The following is an 18124-nucleotide window of genomic DNA, read 5'->3' as shown; positions in this document are numbered from 1 at the left end:
AACGTGGTATCGTCTACCCACTACACGTACTGGGGGTACGTTATACCAATGAACGAGATAACTTCGGAGTCTCCGTCTACGCATACGGGGGACCACTATTCCGTACAGTACGATCGACTCGACGACGAACCGCTCAGCGTTTCCGTCGCGGACGCGGTCGCGACGTTCTGTAACACGAACGCCACCGAACTCGACCCGCTCCACTACGCGATCAACGCGGACGCACTCGAGCGACTCTTCGAGCCGCGGGCGAACGGCCTGCGGTCGGAGGGGTCGGTTGCGTTCGAGTACAACGAGTGTCTGGTAACAGTCACTGCAACTGGCGAGATCCGAGTCGAGCGAGCGTAGATCGGTTTCCAACGCCGACTTTTGGCGATCCGTACACCGGCCAACAGGTTTACGTACTGACCGATCTAAGAGTGGAATAGACGGGGGTAGGGGGATCTCGTCGAGAACCCGGTTCTCCGAGGATTTTATCCCCGTCTTACCGCTCGCGTACACCCATACGGAGGCGGTAGCGTACCGGAATCCGACGGGGAAACGGACGACAGTCGTTGCCACAACGCATCGTCGTTCCAACGTCCAACCGACTCGTCCCCGTCGGTGTCACCGCTCCTGAGACGGTTTACTGTACGTCGTTACCGCCGAAACCGCAGACGGATCACAGTTTCGCCGGTACAGTGTTACAGCAATCCGTATGAGTCACGTCGTCGTCACCCACCACGTCCGTGACTCCATCGGAAAATGCCCGGGGAGGGCTCCGAACCCTCGATCTCCGCATGTCCCAGGTCCGAGGCTCGGCAGAGTCCTCGAGGGACACGGAGGCTTCCAAGGCGAAACCGCACCGAATCTCTGAACCCTATGAGTGCGGCGCTATGTCCAGCTAAGCCACCCGGGCTCGTTCTCTCGTAGTGCGGTCCGTTTCTTTAAGCTTCTCATTCGACGCGGCCGTGTAACGGGGACCCACGGATTTATCACATGCCCTTACGAACTACCGCGATATGAGCGTTCCCGGAATCGTCCAGTCTACTCTCGACGACGAGGAGATTGCAGCGGAAGTTTCTCTCGGCGGCGAGGATACACTTTTCATCACGCCAACGCGTACGCTCGTCTATCGCGCCGAAGGACTGCTGAGCGACGAGTCGGTCGACGATTTTCCACACGACGCGGATCGCCTGACGCTATCCGAAGGTCGGCGAAAGACCAAGTTCAGCCTCGAGTACCCACTCGAGGGGAGTCGCGAATTTTCCGTTCCGGCGAGCAAGACCGACTCCGCACTCCATCCCGTTCTCGCGGGCGTACTAAACGGAAACGGGATCACGGAACCCGGCGAAACGGTCGTTCAGACGTACCGGTTTAGCGAACTGACGATCATCATCACGAGCGATCGACTCGTCAAACACATCGGCGGTGCTGTCTGGGACGAAGATTACGAGGAGTATCAGTTCGACGATGTAAGCAACCTCTCGTTCGAGGACGGGAGCGTGGCTACACAGATCGTCCTCGTCGTCGACGGTCGGCCCCAGCGGATCAAAGCGCCCAACGAGGAGGCGAACGATCTTCGGGAACGGCTCAAACGGGCGCTGTTCGACTACCACGACGTCTCCTCGCTTGAGGAACTAAACGAACGGGTCGGTGACGAAGCGGACGGGGCCGAGCGAGGGGATGCCTCGATGGACTTCGGTGATGGCGTCGACCCGCTCGATGCGAACCCACCCGAGCCCGACGACCGCGATATCGAGCCAGCGGAGGAACCGCCGGCGGAGACGGCCGATCTGAACGCCGATACTCACACGGGCCACCACCGTGACGACGGGAGTCGAGGCGAGTCTGAACCCGCACGAACCCGTGAGGAGCCTGCGTCCGGCGACGCCGGCAGTCACCAACGAACGGCGACCGTCGAGACCGGAAACGTCTTCGGAGATTCCGCCGGCTCCGGCGAGAGTGGGGCCCAGCAGACGATCGAACGCCCCGCGACCGACGGGCCCGACCCGGAGGTCCTCGAGCGTCTCGAGAATCTCGAGGCGGCGATCGACCGTCAGAACGAACTCATCGAGGCCCAACAGGAGACGATCGACCAACTGATCTCCGAACTCCGCCGCGGTCGGTAGCCGCTCGCTCGTCGTCCGATTCTCACTCCCGTCCCGTTACTTTCCGAATACACGACGACCCGAACGGGCCGAGTTCGCCCGCCTCGAGGTCGATGAAGTGGCCCGTCGACAGACTCGAGCCACAGCGTCGGCAGGTAAACTCCCCCTCTTTCGTAACAACGTCTTGCCCGAACCGGACGTACTGACGGCTCTTCGGTCGAACAATCCCGTCCTCGCGGTCGATGATCCCGCGGAGCTCCGCCTCGTCGAGGATCGTTCGGGTAACTGCGGGATCCGTGGTGACCGTCTCGATCCGGTCGACGACGTCGGGAAGTGGAAGCGATTCGTGTTCGAGTCGCTCCAGAAGCGCCAATCCGAGGCCCACCCGATCGTCGAGGTGATCGCGGTCGTCCCCGGTGTCGCTTCCGTCTCCGGCCATCGATAGGTGGTGTCGGGCCGGAGCGGTTAAACGTTGTGTCGACGGCCGACGCCGGCGACGCGAGACACAAAAGCTTCGGTACTCGAGGCGAAACTCCGGCCGATGTCGATTCCGTCGGCGTCGACGCGCGCGGTTGTCGGAGCGGTCGCAGTGAGCGCGATCGTCGCAGCGGGTCTGCTCGTGTCGCCCGCGGCGGCGCTTTCTTCTCTCGAGTCGGTCGCGGCGAACCCGATTTTGTTCGGCCTCGTCGTTGCGGGGCTCTATCTCGTCAGACCGTTGTTCGCCTGGCCGACGACGCCTCTCGCGGTCGTCGTCGGCTACGGCTACGGTATCGTACTCGGCGTTCCGATCGCGCTGGCTGGCGTCGTCGTGACGGTAACCCCGGTCTTCGTCGCGGCGTGTTGGGTCGCCCCCAAGAGAGAGTGTGATCTCGACCGCGAAACGCCGATGGGTCCCGCTCGGTGGGGGTCGCTCGAACGAGTCGGTGGGGCGATCACGCGCTACTATCGGACGGCTGGCCCGATCCGGGGCGTCGTGGCCTCTCGGCTGGCGCCGATCCCGTCGGACGTTTCGACGTGTGCGGCGGCGGCAAGCGGCGTTCGAATGCGCCACCTCCTCGTCGGGACGGTAATCGGCGAACTGCCGTGGACGGTTGCCGCGGTCGTCGTCGGCGCGTCGGCCGCGACGATCACGATGGACGGACTCGGCGAACTTGGACTCGCACTGACGGTCGCCTGTGGCCTCGCCGCTGCCCTCCTCCTTGCAGGCCCAGCGTACCACGCGGTCCGCTCGCGGATCGATTCGCGGCCGTCGACGCCATCGGCCGACGGGTGACGACGCCGATCGAACTCCTCGTACGGTCTGGGATGACTGATACGGATTGCTGTCCCTGTGTCTCGCCGCTCCCGGAGAACGGGTCCCGGACGCGGCGGTACTGACGGACAGCAACCCATATGATTGCCGGTCGATCGTACAACGGCGGGCGATCGATCGGTACCGACTCGTAGCGACCCGTCTCACAGAAACGGATCGCTACAGTCGATGACGACTCCGTGTTGGGGGCAGACGTACTTGCAGTGGCGCTTGTACATCAACATTTCGCAGGACGGGCAGGTTGGACCTGACGATCGATCAGTGGAACCGCTACGCTCGGGTTCGCTCGAGCAGGCGTCGGTTTCGTCGATCCGATCGGTTGCCATACGATCCGATTATCGCTGGCGTATGCTAAGTGTTGGTGATCGATCGAGGTGGCCCAACACGATCGGGGCAAAACGAGAGACGGAGACAGAACGGAGCGTTCAGTCGATCAGCACTCCGACCAGCCACAGGACTCGCAGGTCTTACACCCCTCCGAGAAGTAAAGCGACATCGAACCGCAGTCGGGACACTCTGGGGATTCGCCGGCGTCGATGAGATCCTGCGTCGTGTCGTCGTCACTCGAGGCGGTTGCTGCACCGCCGTCGGTTTTGTGATCGGCGCGTCCGTCGGCGTCTGCAGACTCCTCTAAGGTCTGTTGGGTCGGGTACGGCTTGTCGATCTCGTCGGCGAGATACCGGCGCATTGCAGTACCGATAGCGTCCGGGATGGACTGGATCTGCTCGCCTTTGTCCCAGGCGACTTTCGGGCTGCGGGTGCCACAGAGTTCGTCGACGATCTCTTCGGGATCGACGCCGGAACGAAGCGACGTCGAGATGACCTTCGCCAACGCCTCGGTAAAGGAGTTCGTGAAGCCGCCGGAGTGGCCGATGTTCGCGAACAGTTCGAACGGTTGGCCGGTCTCGGGGTCCTCGTTGATCGTCACGTAGACCTTGCCGTAGCCGGTGTCGATGCGCTGGCTGACACCCTGCAGGGCGTCGGGTCGCTCGCGCTTTTCTGTGAAGTCAACCTGGACGGGTTTCTCCCGGCTGTCCTCCCCGCCGACGACCGGCTCGAAATCCTCCGAGAGGACGTCTCGTACCTCCTCGCTCTCGAGGAACTGCTCCAAGCCGCCGAAGATTTCGTCGATCTGCTCGACGAGTGCCTCTGCGGCCTCGGTCTCGTCGGCGAAGTCGGCGTTGTCGGCGCGGGTCGTCAGTACCTGCTTCGAGCGGGTTCCGTCGCGGTAGTAGGTGACGCCCTTGCCGCCGTGTTCGTAGATGTACTCGAAGACGTCCTTGGCGTCCGTGAGCGTGGAGTCGTTTGGCGCGTTGACGGTCTTCGAGATCGCGGAGTCGACGCCTTCCTGACAGGCGACCTGAATGCCGGCGTGTTCTTTCGCCGAGAGGTCGCCGGTCGTGACGAACAGTTCACCGATGGCGTCTGGGACCGTCGAGAGCCCCTCGACGCCGTTGAACTGGTTGGTCGCCATCTGCTCCTGGGCCTCCTCTTTGACCGCGTCGACGTCGATGTCGTTGTCCTCTAAGACGCGCAGGAAGTAGTCGTCGAACTCGACTAACATCTCGTCGCCCTGGACGTCGTCGGAGACGTTCTTGTAGTAGGCGACGTTGTAGATCGGCTCACAGCCGCCGGTGGTGTTGCCGACCATGCTCGTGGTGCCCGTGGGCGCGATAGTCGTCGTGTTGTGGTTGCGGATCGGGAATCCGTCCGCCCACTCGTCGGCGTCTTCGCCGGTCTGGTGTTCGAACCACTCGCGGTACTCGGTCGGGTTCGCGTACTTCGACTTGTCCCACTCCTCGAAGCTGCCTCGCTCTTCGGCGAGTTCGTGAGAGGTCCACTTCGAGGTGTGGTTGATGTGGGTCATCAGCTGGCGGGCGACCTCGTTGGAGGCCTCGCTGCCGTACTCCATGCCCAGCTGGATGTACAGCTGCGCCAGGCCCATGATACCCAGACCGATCTTGCGCATCTCCCGGACCTTCTGCTCGATCTTCTCGACCGGGAAGTCCGACATGGTGACGACGTTCTCGAGGAATCGCGTCCCCATCTCGATGCGGTGGTCGAACTCCTCGAAGTCGACGGCCTCCCCGAGGAAGGCATCAACCGCGTCCTCGAGGTCGTCGTACTCGTCGCCGTGCTCGTCGTACCAGACGCGCCAGTCGGGCGCCTCGAGATCCGCGAGCGTCGAGAGATTGATGTGCCCGAGGTTACAGGCCTCGTACTCCTCCAACGGCTGTTCGCCACAGGGATTTGTCGCTAATATTCTATGTTCAGGATGCTTATCAATATCGAACGAGTGTTCTTTGTTGACCCGCTCGAGATAGATCACGCCGGGTTCGCCGTTTTCGTGGGCGCCCTCGACGATGTCGTCCCAGAGTTCCTCGGCCGGGATCGACAGCTCTTCGCCGACCTCGACGTACTCGCCGAGGCCGAACATGTCGTAGAGTTCCTTGGTCTCCTCGGTGGCGATGTGTGGCTCTTCCGTGCGCGGGTTCGTGAAGGTGAACTCCTCGCCCGCTTTGAGGGCCCCCATGAAGTCGTCGGTGATGCCGACGGAGATGTTGAAATTCGAGAGGTGGCCCTCGACGGCGTTGCGCAGGTGTTTCGGGACGCGGCCCTCGTCGTCGATGAGTTCGCGGGCCTCCTCGAGCGCGTCCTGGAAGGAGGTGTGCGTGTAGTCGTCGGGGTCGTTCAGGCGAAGCGTCTCGGCCAGCGAGACATCCTTGTTCTTGGCGTGGATGAACTGGATGACGTCAGGGTGGGAGACGCGCATGACGCCCATCTGTGCGCCGCGGCGAGCGCCGCCCTGGGCGATCGTCTCGCACATCTGGTCGTACGTGCGCATGAACGTGATCGGGCCGGAGGCGATGCCGCCGGTGCTCCCGACCGCGTCGCCGTAGGGGCGCAGTCGCCAGAAGGCATAGCCCATGCCGCCGCCGCTCTGGAAGACCTGTGCGGCCTCCTTTGCGGTCTGGTGGATATCGTCGATGTCGTCGTCGGGAGAGTCGACGAAACACGCCGAGAGCTGCTGGAGTTCGTCGCCCGCGTTCATCAGGGTCGGCGAGTTCGGCATGAAATCGAGATTCTCCATCATGCGCTGGAACTCGTCGCCAACCGACTCGACGTGGTCGCGGATCTCGTCGGGAAGTTCGGGGACGACGGTGTCGTAGGCGAACTTGTTGACGTTGTAGATAGAAAGCGTCGTCTCAGCATCGTCGACGGCTTCGCCGTCTGCTCGAGGGGTCTCCGACCCCTCGCTGTCTTCCGCGGTGGTGCCCGCGCCAAACACCTCTTCGGCGAGTTCGTCTCGCCGCGGGTGGTCGGGCTTGAGCTGATCCGGCGTGACCGTGATCTCGACATCGCGTTTGCGCGCTTCGAAGACGGCTTCGGCGAGCGCGATGTTCTTGCCGACGCGGTCGAAGAGGTCCTCCTGCTCTTCGATAAGGTCGCCGTTGGCGTCCTTGCGAAGGTATCGTGCAGGGAGGATGTTGTGATAGGCGTTGCCGGTCAAGCGCTCCTCGAGCGTGTCGCCGTCGGTGCGCTTGATGGGGAGGGTGAGATCCGCCGCGGAGAGTTCGTGCTCGCTCATGCGCGCGTCACCTCGTCGCTGTCCCGTCGCCCTGGGCCGATTCTGGCGTGGGCCCGAGTCCTGACTCTGATCATTCGTGACGAAGGTTCGGTATCCGTGAGTGGTCATAAAACATGGTGTTCTACACTGCTGGACTTGTAATAGTACAATAGAGATTGTATCTAGAGATGGCTCTATCAAGTAGTAACTGTACCTAATCGGTCCTTTGACTTAAATCCGTCCTTACTATTTCCGTAAGATCCCTCTATGAATTTATCAACCTCTGGAAGGTATTTATCTGGTAGTGATAAAGACTGTTGATCTATTTTCCTGTCGATCAATTCGTAGGGGATTTTGCAACGATGGCGAAAAATTTTGACATGTGACAATAATATTCGATCTTCGCTCTACTACGCTAGTACTCCCACAAATCGATCAACATCCGATTCAGTCACGGTTTCCAGAAAGATTACGTCCCTTCGCTACGGGGACGAAGTATGATCGAAGCACTGACGTCCGGGACGGCAATCCTCCTCGTCCTGGCAGTACTCGCCGCCATCGCGGTCGCCATCATCGCGATTCGGATCGCGATCAAACTGGCGATTCGCGTCGGAATCGTCGCCGTAGTCGTCCTCGCGGCGCTGTACGCGACTGGAACGCTCGAGTTGCTCCCTCTTGGCTGATCCGGCCGTGACCCCGCTCTCGTCCGTCCGAGTCGGCGATCGGTGAGGCTGCTCGAAACGGATTGCTGTCCTTGTGTCCCGGCGCGCCCGGAGAACGGTCCCGGGCGCGGCGGTACTGACGGACAGTAAACCGTACGAGTCACTCCTTGAACAATTCACCGTCTTCTACCGGTGCATTCCATAGCGGCGGCGTACGTCGTCCGAGACTGGTCAGTACTCGTCAAGTGTAACCAGTACGTGGTGTTCGATCACTGGGCCGTCCGGTGCTGCCGACTTACGCGTCCTCGAGTGACTCGAGGAAGTTCTCGATCACGTCGTGGCCAACCGCTGTCAGCACGCTCTCCGGGTGGAACTGAACCGCCTCGAGGGGGTACTCGCGGTGTCGGACGCCCATGACGAGCATCTCGCCATCGGTCTGTGGCTCCGCCGCGGAGTCGGCACAACCGGGTTCCGTGCCGTGTTCTGCCGTGGCGACTACCTCGAGACAGTCCGGCACCTCGGTGGCGACCAGGGAGTGGTAGCGTCCGGCGCGAAAGCCTTGTTCTATCCCCTGAAACACGCCACTTCCGTCGTGCTCGACGGCCGACGCCTTCCCGTGGACCGGTTCCGGGGCGCGACCGATCGAGCCGCCGTAGGCGTAGACGGCTGCCTCGAGGCCGAGACAGACGCCGAGAGTCGGCACGTCGGGGCTGAGCTCCCGGACGACGTCCATCGTGACGCCGACGTCGCGGTCGTTCTTCGGATGGCCCGGGCCCGGACTGACGATGATCGCGTCGGGATCGACCGCGTACACGTCCTCGAGTGTGGCGGTGTTCTTCAGGACCTCGGTGTCAGTGCCGGGCTGCTGGCTGACGTACTCGACCAGATTGTACGTAAACGAGTCGTAGTTGTCGACGAACAGGATCGTCCGCTCGTCGACCGCCTCGGGACCGCCCTCGTTCCCTTGCACGCTCATCGACTCACCTCCGGCGTCTCGAGATCGTTCCCTGTCGATTCCGACTCGTCGGCTGATACTTCGATCCGCTCGAGCGCTGCGAGCACGCCACCCATCTTCTTTTCGGTCTCCTCGTACTCGGCTCTGGGATCGCTATCGGCGACGAGTCCTGCGCCGGCGCGGACGGTGATACGGTCGCGATCTCCGTCGTCTTCGACCGTCGCCGTCCGGATCACGATCGCGAAGTCGGCGTCCCCGGTCCAGGAGTAGTAGCCGACGCCGCCGCCGTAGAGCCCGCGAGGTTCGGATTCGAGGTCGTCGATGATCTCCATCGCCCGAACCTTCGGCGCGCCTGAAAGCGTTCCCGCGGGAAACGACGCTCGCGTCGCATCGAAGGCGTCCGCATCGGCGGCGAGTTCGCCGGTCACGGTCGACTCGATGTGCTGGACGTGGCTGTACTTGAGGACGTTCATGAATTCTTCGACGCGAACCGTCCCTGCCTCCGCCACGCGGCGGACGTCGTTTCGCGCGAGGTCGACCAGCATCGTGTGTTCGGCGCGTTCCTTCCCGTCGGCGAGCATCTCGCCCGCGAGACGACGATCCTCGACCGGGCTCGAGCCGCGATCGCAGGTGCCCGCGATCGGGTTCGACATGACCTCGCGTCCGCGCACGGAGATCAGCGTCTCCGGGCTCGCTCCGACGACGGTGAGATCGTCGTGGTCGAGCAGATACATGTATGGCGAGGGGTTTACCTCGCGCATCGCCTCGTAGAATCCGATCGGATCGACGTCGCCGTACAGTTCCCGTCGCCGGGAGATCACTCCCTGGTAGATGTCGCCGTCGAGGACGTGCTCTTTCGCCCGGCGGACGTTCTCCTCGTAGTCGCCGGCGGGACCGGCGATCTCGCTCTCTCGGACGAACCCGTTGGTCTCCGGCGGTTCGGCATCTCGAAGCGTCTCCACGACCGTCTCGAGTTCCGCGAGCAGGCGATCGTACGTCGCGTCGGGGTCGTCGTCCGCCGTGAGGACCGGCGTACAGACGAGGGACACCGTTCCGTCGCGCTCGTCGAACGCGAGCGTCTTGGTCGTCAGGACGAACTGCGCGTCCGGAAACCGAGATTCAGGCCGTTCCAGGCCGACCTCCTCGAGCCAGAGGTCGTAGACGGCGTCGTAGGAGAGGAAGCCGACCAGTCCTCCCTCGAGGTGTTGTCGATCGTGGTCGGGGAAGTTCACCAGCCGAACGTCCGGCATCGCTCCCCGAAGCGCGTCGACTGCGTCACCGTCGACGTCGGTATCGATCAGGTCCAGTGGAGTATCGGAAGCAAGCGCCTCGACCGTGGTCTCTCCCGGTCCGACGGTCACGACGGCGTCCGGGTCGTAGCCGACGTAGGAGTAGCGTGCGTGGCGCTCGGCACCCACCGCGGTCGGACGAAACGCGCCGTCGGGGTCACTCGAGGCGGTCTTTTCTGCGCTCTCGAGGAGGAAGGCGTACGGCGTTCGGTCGCGATCGGTCGTCTCGGTGCGTCCGGTGAGGGTCGCGTACGCGGTGAGAGGCGACGTCTCGAGGTCGAGCGTCGCGGCGACTCGGACGACCGTCGGCCGATCGTCGTGATCGCCAGCGAGTACGTGAAACGTCTCCCGGTCGACGTCGAACGTCGCCGTCGACGTCGCATCGGACCGATTCGAGTCGGTGCCGGTCATGGTTGTGGACTTGCCTCCGTCCCGTAGCTGTGTTTCGCGTGTTCGACGAACGACCGAACGGCGTCGCCGTCTTTGATTCCCCCTTCGGCTTCGACGCCGCTGGCGACGTCGACGGCGAACGGATCGACGGCGTCGACGGCCGCGTCGACGTTCTCGGGCGTGAGCCCACCGGCGAGGATTACGGGTGACTCGAGATTCGCGGCCACCGATTTCGTCCGCCCCCAGTCGTGGGTGCGACCGGTTCCGCCTCCGCCGTCTTCGGCCGGCGTGTCGACCAGGAAGGCGTCGACGGTTCCGTCGTACCGCCCCGCGTTCGACGCCTCGTCGGCGTCGACGGCGAGGACGAGACTGCGGCCGGTTCGTTCGCGGATGTCGGCGAGTTCGTCGACCCCGAACTCGCCGTGGAGTTGGAGGACGTCCGGTTCGACCGCGTCGGCGACGTGTACCGTTCGATCGACGGTGTCGGGCATCGTCACCAGAACGCTCGCTGCGAACGGGGGGACGGCATCGGCCAATTCGGCCGCGCGATCGACCGATACCTCCCGGGGCGTTTCGACCGGAACGTCGACGATGATTCCTACGGCGTCTACACCGGCCCCGACGACCAACTCGAGGTCGCTCTCGGTCGTCAGCCCGCAGATCTTCACACGGGTCATTGGCCCTCGATTTCCGGTGTTTCCCCTCGTAGCTTCTCGAGGTTCGCCGCGGCGTCGCCGGATTCGATCGCCGTGCGTGCGGCTTCGGCACCGTCCTCGAGCGACGTGGCTTCACCCGCGAGGTAGATCGCTGCGCCTGCGTTCGCGAGGATGACGTCCCGCTTCGCACCGGTGACCTCGCCCTCGACGATCCCGCGGAGATCCTCGGCGTTGGCCTCGGAGGAACCGCCCGCGATCGCCGAGATGTCGTGGCGCTCGAGGCCGAGATCGCTCGGCTCGAGCGAGTATTGCTCGACACCCTCGCCGTCGACCTCGGCGGCCACCGTCTCGTCGTGGATCGCGATTTCGTCGGTGCCCGAGCCGTGGACGACCAGGGCACGATCGACATCCATTCGCGCGAGCGCGTCCGCGAGAACGGGGACGAGTTCCGGATCGTAGACGCCGACAAGTTGGGCGTCGGCACCGGCGGGGTTGGTAAGCGGACCCAGGACGTTGAAGATCGTCCGCACACCGAGTTCCCTGCGGGGGTCGATGACGGCTTTCATCGCCGGGTGAAACACCGGCGCAAGCATGAACCCGATTCCCGTCCGTTCGATCGCACGCTCGACGGCCGCCGGTTCGGCCTCGACGTTCACGCCGACTGACTCCAGGACGTCCGCGCTCCCGGAGGACGAGGAGACCGAGTAGTTGCCGTGTTTCGCGACCGGAACGCCGGCACCCGCAGCGACGATCGCGCTGGTCGTCGAGACGTTGATCGTATCGTAGTCGTCACCGCCCGTGCCACAGGTGTCGACCAGCGGACTTCGGTTCGGTGAGATCGTTCGGGCCGCCTCGCGCATCCCCTCGGCGAAGCCGGCGATTTCGGCTTCGGTTTCGCCCTTCGCGCGCAATCCGGCGAGTAGCGCGCCGATCTGGGCCTCCGTCGACTCCTCGAAGACCGCAGACGACGCGGCTCGAGCCTCCGACTGTGTGAGATCTGTGCCGTCGGTCACCCGGCGAACGTACTCCTTCATTGTGAACACCAATGTACGTAGTTGTCCTATAATGATCGAATCAGTACACCAATTTAAACGTATCGGACCGAGTGGGCCGTGGTGAACGCTCGCGTACGGATCCCGATTCGAAACCTTCAATTATGGTGGCGGGCAACGAACAGTTGCAGATGACGTGGCGCAGACGCCACGGGACAAACCAGGCGGGTTGGTGGTCTAGTCTGGTTATGACACCTCCTTGACATGGAGGAGGCCGGCAGTTCAAATCTGCCCCAACCCATTTTTAGCGATACAACGGCGAGGAGCGTAGCGACGAGTCCGTGTCGCCAAAATGGTCGGCAGTTTGAACCAGGGAGCAGCTTCACTGCGACTGTAGTTCAAATCCGTCCCCCTTCGTACCGCATCCCCTCGAGAGACATCCTTACGAGGTCGCGTGCGGGTTCCTCTCGAGCGATCATACGGTTACCGACACCTGGGACCGGGCTACTGACCGAGATCAAACGCGTAAAACGCCCGAGGCGACTGGAACGACCGCTCACTCGCGTTCGACGGATCGATCTCGAGCGGATGTCGGGTCGTGGCGATCGGTGATTTCGACCGATTCGGTCCGCGTCTCGCTTTCGACACGCTCTCCGAGGAACTCCTCGATTGCACACTCGAGACAGTAGTGGTTGTAGCCAACGTCGGTCGTGTAGACGGGAACGCCGGCGAGCGCGAACTCCTCGCGGTACCGCCTGACGAGCCCCTCCTCGATCCGACAGCCACAGGAGACACACCGTTCGGGACACTCCTCGTTCGCGCGGACGACCCGCTGATCGACACTGTGGACTCGCCCGAACGTCGTTGGCGCGTGACGACGGTTTAGCCGACGACGCATCCGCGGATTGACGAACGCACCGAGGGCGACGAAGACGAAAGCGACGATTAGCATCATCGCCGCGAATACGGCCGACGCGCCCGAGAGGGCAAGTCCGCCAAGTGTCAGGTTCAGGACGGCACTACCGGCGAGCAGGAGCCCGAATCCGATCGAGAGCCAGCCCGCGATGCCGTAGAGTAGTGCGGAAACGTCGTCGGCGAGTTCGACGACGCCCGGTGTCGACTCCGACATGAGCGAAGATATCGCCGTCGAGAACAAATACTTTCCCACACTGACGTGACCGTGGACCCGAGCTGTTCCGGAATCGGACCAGTTCGGCGTCGAACGCGCCCGTTCGATCAGCCAGCGAACTCGTAACGACGATTCCGAGGAACTCACCTGAACGAGTCAACTCAGCTTGCGGAGCAACGCGTATCCGGCATCGCGCAGGCTGTCCGGGAGATATCGGGCGTAGACGCCGAACTGGCCGAGCGGGCCGACGGGGTATCGCGCCGGCGGTTCGGGGTGGGTGCCGGCCTCGAGGATCGCTGCTGCGACGTCCTCCGGCTGGGAGGCGAACGGACCGCCGCTTCCCCCGCCGATTAGCTGCATATCGTCGTACAGTTCGTACAGCGACTCGTAGGCCGGCGTCCGGCCGGCCTCGGGGAGTTCGTCGTCGACCCGGTCCGAGAAGTTCGTTTCCACCGGACCCGGCTCGATTACGACGACGTCGATGCCGAACTCCTCGACTTCCGCCCGCAGCGAGTCGCTCATCGCCTCGAGTGCGTGTTTTGACCCCGAGTACGCGCCCGATCCCGGAAACGAAACGCGTCCGGTGACACTCGAGACGTTGACGATCCGCCCCTCACCCTGGGCGCGCATGTGCGGAAGCGCCGCCCGAGTGAGTCGGTGGGGTCCGTAGACGTTGACGTCGAACTGGCGATGGAGGTCGGCCATCGGGACGTCCTCGATCGGCCCCATCTGGGCGTAGCCGGCGTTGTTGACGAGACAGTCGATCGCGCCGCCGATTTCGACGGTCCGTTCGACGACGTCGAGCACCTGATCATGATCGGTGACGTCCAGTTCGAGTGTCGTACACCCTGCCTCATCGAGCTCCTCGATGTCCGTGACGTTCCGGGCGGTCGCGATCACTTGCCACTCCTCCGCGAGGAAGGCACGGGCGCTCGCCCGGCCGATGCCCGAGGAACAGCCGGTGATCAACACGCAGTCCTTTCGAACGTACCGATCGTCCGAGGGAGGGGTACGCGCAGTGGAGTAGCCGGACGCTCCGTCACGCTCGTCGGAGCTTTCGGCCGATTCGTCTTCGATCCGGTCGGATTCAGTATCGCGCACATCGGAGTCGACGTCACTCGAGGCGGATCCGGTACCGTCCCCCGCGGACTCGTCGTCGGAGGGGGGATCCGGCTCGGCGTCCGGTTCCGATTCCGACTCCTCGGATCGATCGTCAGGTTCCGGCGGTTCGGGGCGGTCGTGGTCGCTCTCAGCTTCGCGCTCCGGTTCGTCGCCGACCGAATCCTCGGCCCCGTCGACCCGCTCGTCGGTTCCGTCGGCGTCGTCAGCGCTGGTCATACCTGATCCGTTCGTGAGACGATACCTAAGTATCGACGGTTTGTCGCGCTGAACGGACGGTGGTGTCCTCGCCGCATCGAACGGTCTGTCTCTCACCCGCGCGTTCTATTCCTGTAGTTGGTGGCGTGAGACCGGAGCGAGAGTGAACCGACGCGAGCGGACGACGATCGTTGCCGGTCGGAGATGGTCCGAGCAGTTTCGATTTCACTTCGTGTGATCGGTCCACGTCGTTTCCCCATCGCGAGGTGGATCCGGGAGGGAAACCGATTCGTGCACTGAGGTCGAGGGACACAATATGGCAGTCGTTCGTTCGCTTCGAAATCCGGAGTATACCGGCGAAAATCGATGCGGCCCCTGCACTATCGTGAACGTGCTGATCGCCCTCGGTGTGAGCGCGCTGATCGGGACGGTGCTGGCCTGGACGTGGACAGCCGCTGTGGGCGTTCTCGCGGGTGCGTTGGTTCTCGGTCTCTCGTCGTGTCTCATCTGGCTTCGGGGCTATCTCGTACCGGGAACGCCGACGCTGACCAAACGATATCTGCCGCGGCGAATGCTGTCGTGGTTCGGCAAGGACCCGCTCGAGAACGTCGCGGTGCCCGACGAAATCGATCCCGAGGAAACGTTGCTCGAGGCGGGCGCTCTCGAACCCTGTGCGGAGGTCGACGACCTCTGTCTGACCGCGGCGTTCGACCGGGAGTGGCGGGCCGAACTCGAGGCGGTCGACGAGGACCCGGATCCGACGGAACTGCTCGATCGACTGGGGATCGAGTCGGAGGACGTCGTGGTCGATCGCTACGACGACGCCGTCGTCGTCGAACGTGAGGGACGGCGGATCGGTCAGTGGCCCTCGCCGACGGCGCTCCGGTTGGACACCGCCGCATCCGGCCCGATCGCGGATCGGATTCCCTACTGGCGTGAACTCCAGCCGACCACCCGCAGCGAACTCGTCGCAGGCGTCCGAATCTTTCTCGAGGAGTGTCCGGACGGCGGGCCGGTCGAGTTTGCCACGGAGACCCGCGAGTCCTGTTGCTCGAGCTACGAGGTCGTCTCGGTCGTCTGTGCCGAAAGCGGCGATCGACTGCTCGAGCAGCCGGTCCGGTGATTCGGTCCAGCAACTCGGACCGTTGGAGCCCGCTCACTCGCGTTCGACCGTTCCGAATAGTTCGAGGCTTGTCTCGATACCGGCCTCGAGATCATCTTCGGTCACGTAGCCGTCGTCGCCGACGAACACTCGGCCGACCTGGTCGACTTCTGTGGTCGAACTAACGGCCGCGAAGACGACGTCGTCGCCGGTTTCGAGTCGGCCGACGTGAACGATCGCGAATTCGGGGTCCTCGCGGGAGCCGGTTAGACCGACGAACGTCTCGACGGGAGTATCCTCGCCGAGAAGCCGCCCAGTCTCCGAGTTCACGTGCTCGGGACCCTCGACCCAGCCGTCTTCGACGCCGTCGAGGCCGAGTCGGCCGACGAACGATCGCGTCTCCTCGTCGGTGAGCAGTTCCGCCGGCGACGAGTCCGCGACCGGATTGAGCGTCTGGCCCATCACCTCCGCCTTCGGGGTCGACAGCGCGCCGACACCGGTGGGATCCCACAACGGCCACTGCGAAGCGGTGGCCGTCTCGACTTCTTCCCAACTCCCCTCGGGCAGGAAGAAGCCACCCTGTTCGAGCAGTTCTAGCCGCCCGTCATCGGTGTCGTGGAGTTCTTCGAGCCCACCGGTGCCCTCGACGAACGCCGCGTCGGTTGTAACGAACTCGGCCCAGTCACTCCAGCCGGACGGGTACCAGTCGCTCCAGCCGGACGGGTACCAGTCACTCCAGCCGGACGGGTACCAATCGCTCCAGCCGGATGGAACGTACCTGTAGCCCGAGACCATTACCACTCCCTGTTCGAGGAGTTCCGGCTGTGGGTCTTCCCAATCCTGTGGGGGCATCAACCCACTGTTCTCGAGGAGTCGGCCGACGTGGTCCTCGGAGACGCCGCGTTCGAGCGCCACCTTGAGGGCCTCCAACGAAACGGCCTCGAAGTCCTCGTCGACGATTCCCTCCGTGGGGAGGTCCGTCGCCGACGCGAAGGGTTGGACATCGTCGTGGACGGCGTGGTGAAGTTCACCGAGATCCAGCTCGTCCCAATTATCACCCGGGAAAAAGACGTCTGTCGCTGTCGGAGTGAGCTCCGAGGCCGGATACTCACCAGTCTCCAGCGTTCCGTCTTCACCGAGCAACGCATCGCCAGGGAGCATCAGCCGACCGACGTCGAGCACCTCGTCGATGGCGTCGTCGGGGTTCGTTCCCGCCAACTCTTCGCCCGGGATCGTCACCAGTATTTCCTCGCCCCCGACGTTCCGCGTCGTCCAAATTGCCCCTCCTACCTGGTCGTCTCCACCTACCTCGTAGGAGCCAGCCGGAATCAGAACGCTGCCGGCTTCCAGAAGCTCGAGCCGACCGACCTCGATCTCGTGATGGTCCTCGAGCCCGCCGGTGCCCTCGACAAACGCTGCGTCCTCGTCGGGGAACCAGGAGTCACCAGGGAACCAGGAGTCACCAGGGAACCAGGTGTCGCCGGGGAACCAGGTGTCGCCGGGGAACCAGGTATCGCCGGGGAACCAGGTATCGCCGGGGAACCAGGTATCGCCGGGGAACATCACCACGCCCTGTTCGAGGAGTTCCGGCTCTTCGTCGACGGCATGCCCAGGCTCTGGGTACATAACGACACCGTTTCCGACGAGTCTCCCGACCTGTTCCTCGGGGACGCCGCGTTCGAGCGCGTCCCCAAGGGCTTCGAGCGGGACGGCCTCGAGGTTCTCGTCCAATAACCCTCGTTTGGGCAGGAGCATCCCTTCGTGGGGCGGCATAACGTCGTCCTCGATGGCGGAGCGAAGTTCGCCGAGGTCGTCTTCATCGTACTCCCCATCGACTTCGGGGAAGAAGACGACTCCTGCATGTTCCCCTTCCTCCTGAAAACCCAAACCAAAACCTCCTGGAATCGATTCGGGGTCGAACTCACCGTCTTCGACCAACAGGTCGCCGGGGACCATCAACCGGCCGACGTCGAGTGTCTCGTCGATGGCGTCGTCGGGGTTCGTTCCCGCCAACTCTTCGCCCGGGATCATCACCAGCACCTCTTCGGCTGCGACGTCCCGCGTCGTCCGGAGCTGGGCCTCACCTCCGGTCTCCCCTGTCGTCTCGTATCCGACGACGTGGCTCGTCATCTCCGCGCGGACGTCTTCGCCGCCGACTGTCCGCTCTTCCTCGACGACGATCTCGTCGTCCTCGATCTGTTCTAAGCCGAACCGCTCGAGGCCGTCCGGCGGCACGGCCACCGGATCGGCCTCGAACGTATGTTCGGTCAACTCCGTCAGTTCGGAACAGCCAGCGAACCCGGCGAGACCCGTTCCCGCAAGCCCCGCAAGCATACGGCGACGGTTCACTCTCGGAACCACGTTGTGTCGCTGGCCGCGTTCTGCCTCACTTCTCTCGATCGGTTCGTCACAGCTCCTCCCGTTTCCCGACATGAAATAAAATCATCATTAGGGCGTAATAAGATCAAGGTGAGTTACAGGTAATCGTGGGGATTACCCAGGAGTAGGGCTTCTATCGCCGGCTGACGTCAACCACGGGGATATCGTCGATCGAACACGGGAGTTCGACCCGAACCAGTTCGGTAGCACCCGACACGTCCAGATGATTCGATGTGTTCTGCGTCGGACGTCGCTCACTCGAGGTCTGAGGAGAGCAGATCGT

15 protein-coding genes and 2 tRNA genes are annotated in these 18124 nt (G+C 63.3%); 6 read left to right on the top strand and 11 right to left on the bottom strand.

The features are described from left to right. Positions 1-48 precede the first annotated feature (48 nt). Positions 49-348, top strand: a complete 300-nt coding sequence (locus GRS80_RS07290; protein WP_160046959.1) for a HalOD1 output domain-containing protein — start codon at positions 49-51, stop codon at positions 346-348. 397 nt (positions 349-745) lie between these two features. Here the strand turns inward: GRS80_RS07290 and GRS80_RS07285 are convergent. Beyond that, positions 746-898 (bottom strand) — tRNA-Met (locus GRS80_RS07285). 103 nt (positions 899-1001) lie between these two features. On the opposite strand from GRS80_RS07285, the gene GRS80_RS07280 reads away from it, so the two are divergent. Next, positions 1002-2111: a hypothetical protein gene (locus GRS80_RS07280; protein ID WP_160046958.1), complete on the top strand. Its 1110-nt coding sequence runs from the start codon at positions 1002-1004 to the stop codon at positions 2109-2111. A gap of 22 nt (positions 2112-2133) precedes the next feature. On the opposite strand, the gene GRS80_RS07275 is transcribed toward GRS80_RS07280, so the two are convergent. Next, positions 2134-2529 (bottom strand): DUF5830 family protein, encoded by a 396-nt coding sequence (locus GRS80_RS07275; protein ID WP_160046957.1) that lies wholly within the window; start codon positions 2527-2529, stop codon positions 2134-2136. 102 nt (positions 2530-2631) lie between these two features. On the opposite strand from GRS80_RS07275, the gene GRS80_RS07270 reads away from it, so the two are divergent. Next, entirely contained in the window at positions 2632-3363 is a 732-nt protein-coding gene (locus GRS80_RS07270) for a VTT domain-containing protein (protein ID WP_160046956.1), read from the top strand. 182 nt (positions 3364-3545) lie between these two features. On the opposite strand, the gene GRS80_RS07265 is transcribed toward GRS80_RS07270, so the two are convergent. Together GRS80_RS07265 and GRS80_RS07260 are read right to left on the bottom strand one after the other, a co-directional pair. Further along, positions 3546-3728, bottom strand: a complete 183-nt coding sequence (locus GRS80_RS07265; protein ID WP_160046955.1) for an HVO_2523 family zinc finger protein — start codon at positions 3726-3728, stop codon at positions 3546-3548. 107 nt (positions 3729-3835) lie between these two features. Continuing rightward, complete coding sequence (locus tag GRS80_RS07260) at positions 3836-6991, bottom strand: adenosylcobalamin-dependent ribonucleoside-diphosphate reductase (protein WP_160046954.1); 3156 nt, start codon at positions 6989-6991, stop codon at positions 3836-3838. 476 nt (positions 6992-7467) lie between these two features. Here GRS80_RS07260 and GRS80_RS07255 point away from each other — a divergent pair, with 476 nt between their 5' ends. Then, positions 7468-7653: a hypothetical protein gene (locus GRS80_RS07255; protein WP_149080362.1), complete on the top strand. Its 186-nt coding sequence runs from the start codon at positions 7468-7470 to the stop codon at positions 7651-7653. 274 nt (positions 7654-7927) lie between these two features. Here the strand turns inward: GRS80_RS07255 and trpG are convergent, their stop codons facing one another. Genes trpG through trpD form a run of 4 tightly spaced genes read right to left on the bottom strand, consistent with a single transcriptional unit; the run spans position 7928 to position 11956 of the window. Continuing rightward, on the bottom strand, positions 7928-8608 hold the full coding sequence (gene trpG / locus GRS80_RS07250; RefSeq protein ID WP_160046953.1) for an anthranilate synthase component II: 681 nt from the start codon (positions 8606-8608) through the stop codon (positions 7928-7930). Then, complete coding sequence (gene trpE / locus GRS80_RS07245; protein WP_160046952.1) at positions 8605-10287, bottom strand: anthranilate synthase component I; 1683 nt, start codon at positions 10285-10287, stop codon at positions 8605-8607. Before trpE ends, trpG begins: the two co-directional genes overlap by 4 nt. After that, entirely contained in the window at positions 10284-10943 is a 660-nt protein-coding gene (locus GRS80_RS07240; RefSeq protein ID WP_160046951.1) for a phosphoribosylanthranilate isomerase, read from the bottom strand. Before GRS80_RS07240 ends, trpE begins: the two co-directional genes overlap by 4 nt. Further along, positions 10940-11956, bottom strand: coding sequence for an anthranilate phosphoribosyltransferase (gene trpD / locus GRS80_RS07235; RefSeq protein WP_160046950.1), 1017 nt, complete (start codon positions 11954-11956; stop codon positions 10940-10942). Before trpD ends, GRS80_RS07240 begins: the two co-directional genes overlap by 4 nt. Before the next feature lie 184 nt (positions 11957-12140). Here trpD and GRS80_RS07230 point away from each other — a divergent pair. Then, positions 12141-12215 (top strand) — tRNA-Val (locus tag GRS80_RS07230). A 255-nt stretch (positions 12216-12470) separates the two neighbouring features. Here GRS80_RS07230 and GRS80_RS07225 read toward each other — a convergent pair. Further along, positions 12471-13043 carry a hypothetical protein gene (locus GRS80_RS07225; protein ID WP_160046949.1) on the bottom strand — a complete coding sequence of 191 codons (573 nt, stop codon included), beginning with the start codon at positions 13041-13043 and terminating at the stop codon, positions 12471-12473. A gap of 156 nt (positions 13044-13199) precedes the next feature. Continuing rightward, positions 13200-14144 carry an SDR family oxidoreductase gene (locus GRS80_RS07220; RefSeq protein ID WP_343161487.1) on the bottom strand — a complete coding sequence of 315 codons (945 nt, stop codon included), beginning with the start codon at positions 14142-14144 and terminating at the stop codon, positions 13200-13202. Positions 14145-14676: 532 nt separating this feature from the next. Here GRS80_RS07220 and GRS80_RS07215 point away from each other — a divergent pair. Beyond that, complete coding sequence (locus GRS80_RS07215) at positions 14677-15483, top strand: hypothetical protein (protein ID WP_160046948.1); 807 nt, start codon at positions 14677-14679, stop codon at positions 15481-15483. 33 nt (positions 15484-15516) lie between these two features. On the opposite strand, the gene GRS80_RS07210 is transcribed toward GRS80_RS07215, so the two are convergent. After that, positions 15517-17811, bottom strand: a complete 2295-nt coding sequence (locus tag GRS80_RS07210) for a DUF6517 family protein (RefSeq protein ID WP_160046947.1) — start codon at positions 17809-17811, stop codon at positions 15517-15519. Positions 17812-18124 lie beyond the last annotated feature (313 nt).

Origin of the sequence: Natrialba sp. INN-245 (genome assembly GCF_009807105.1) — an archaeon.
GTDB lineage: Archaea > Halobacteriota > Halobacteria > Halobacteriales > Natrialbaceae > Natrarchaeobius > Natrarchaeobius swarupiae.
Note: the sequence above shows the minus strand (reverse complement) of the source record. Positions and strands in the feature narration are given on the sequence as shown.

Bases quoted from the DNA above. Each gene is read 5' to 3' on its own strand.
- trpD (WP_160046950.1), bottom strand. From the start codon at position 11,956: ATGAAGGAGTACGTTCGCCGGGTGACCGACGGCACAGATCTCACACAG.
- GRS80_RS07255 (WP_149080362.1), top strand. From the start codon at position 7,468: ATGATCGAAGCACTGACGTCCGGGACGGCAATCCTCCTCGTCCTGGCA.
- trpE (WP_160046952.1), bottom strand. From the start codon at position 10,287: ATGACCGGCACCGACTCGAATCGGTCCGATGCGACGTCGACGGCGACG.
- GRS80_RS07240 (WP_160046951.1), bottom strand. From the start codon at position 10,943: ATGACCCGTGTGAAGATCTGCGGGCTGACGACCGAGAGCGACCTCGAG.
- trpG (WP_160046953.1), bottom strand. From the start codon at position 8,608: ATGAGCGTGCAAGGGAACGAGGGCGGTCCCGAGGCGGTCGACGAGCGG.
- GRS80_RS07215 (WP_160046948.1), top strand. From the start codon at position 14,677: ATGGCAGTCGTTCGTTCGCTTCGAAATCCGGAGTATACCGGCGAAAAT.
- GRS80_RS07275 (WP_160046957.1), bottom strand. From the start codon at position 2,529: ATGGCCGGAGACGGAAGCGACACCGGGGACGACCGCGATCACCTCGAC.
- GRS80_RS07260 (WP_160046954.1), bottom strand. From the start codon at position 6,991: ATGAGCGAGCACGAACTCTCCGCGGCGGATCTCACCCTCCCCATCAAG.
- GRS80_RS07290 (WP_160046959.1), top strand. From the start codon at position 49: ATGAACGAGATAACTTCGGAGTCTCCGTCTACGCATACGGGGGACCAC.
- GRS80_RS07265 (WP_160046955.1), bottom strand. From the start codon at position 3,728: ATGGCAACCGATCGGATCGACGAAACCGACGCCTGCTCGAGCGAACCC.
- GRS80_RS07225 (WP_160046949.1), bottom strand. From the start codon at position 13,043: ATGTCGGAGTCGACACCGGGCGTCGTCGAACTCGCCGACGACGTTTCC.
- GRS80_RS07270 (WP_160046956.1), top strand. From the start codon at position 2,632: ATGTCGATTCCGTCGGCGTCGACGCGCGCGGTTGTCGGAGCGGTCGCA.
- GRS80_RS07280 (WP_160046958.1), top strand. From the start codon at position 1,002: ATGAGCGTTCCCGGAATCGTCCAGTCTACTCTCGACGACGAGGAGATT.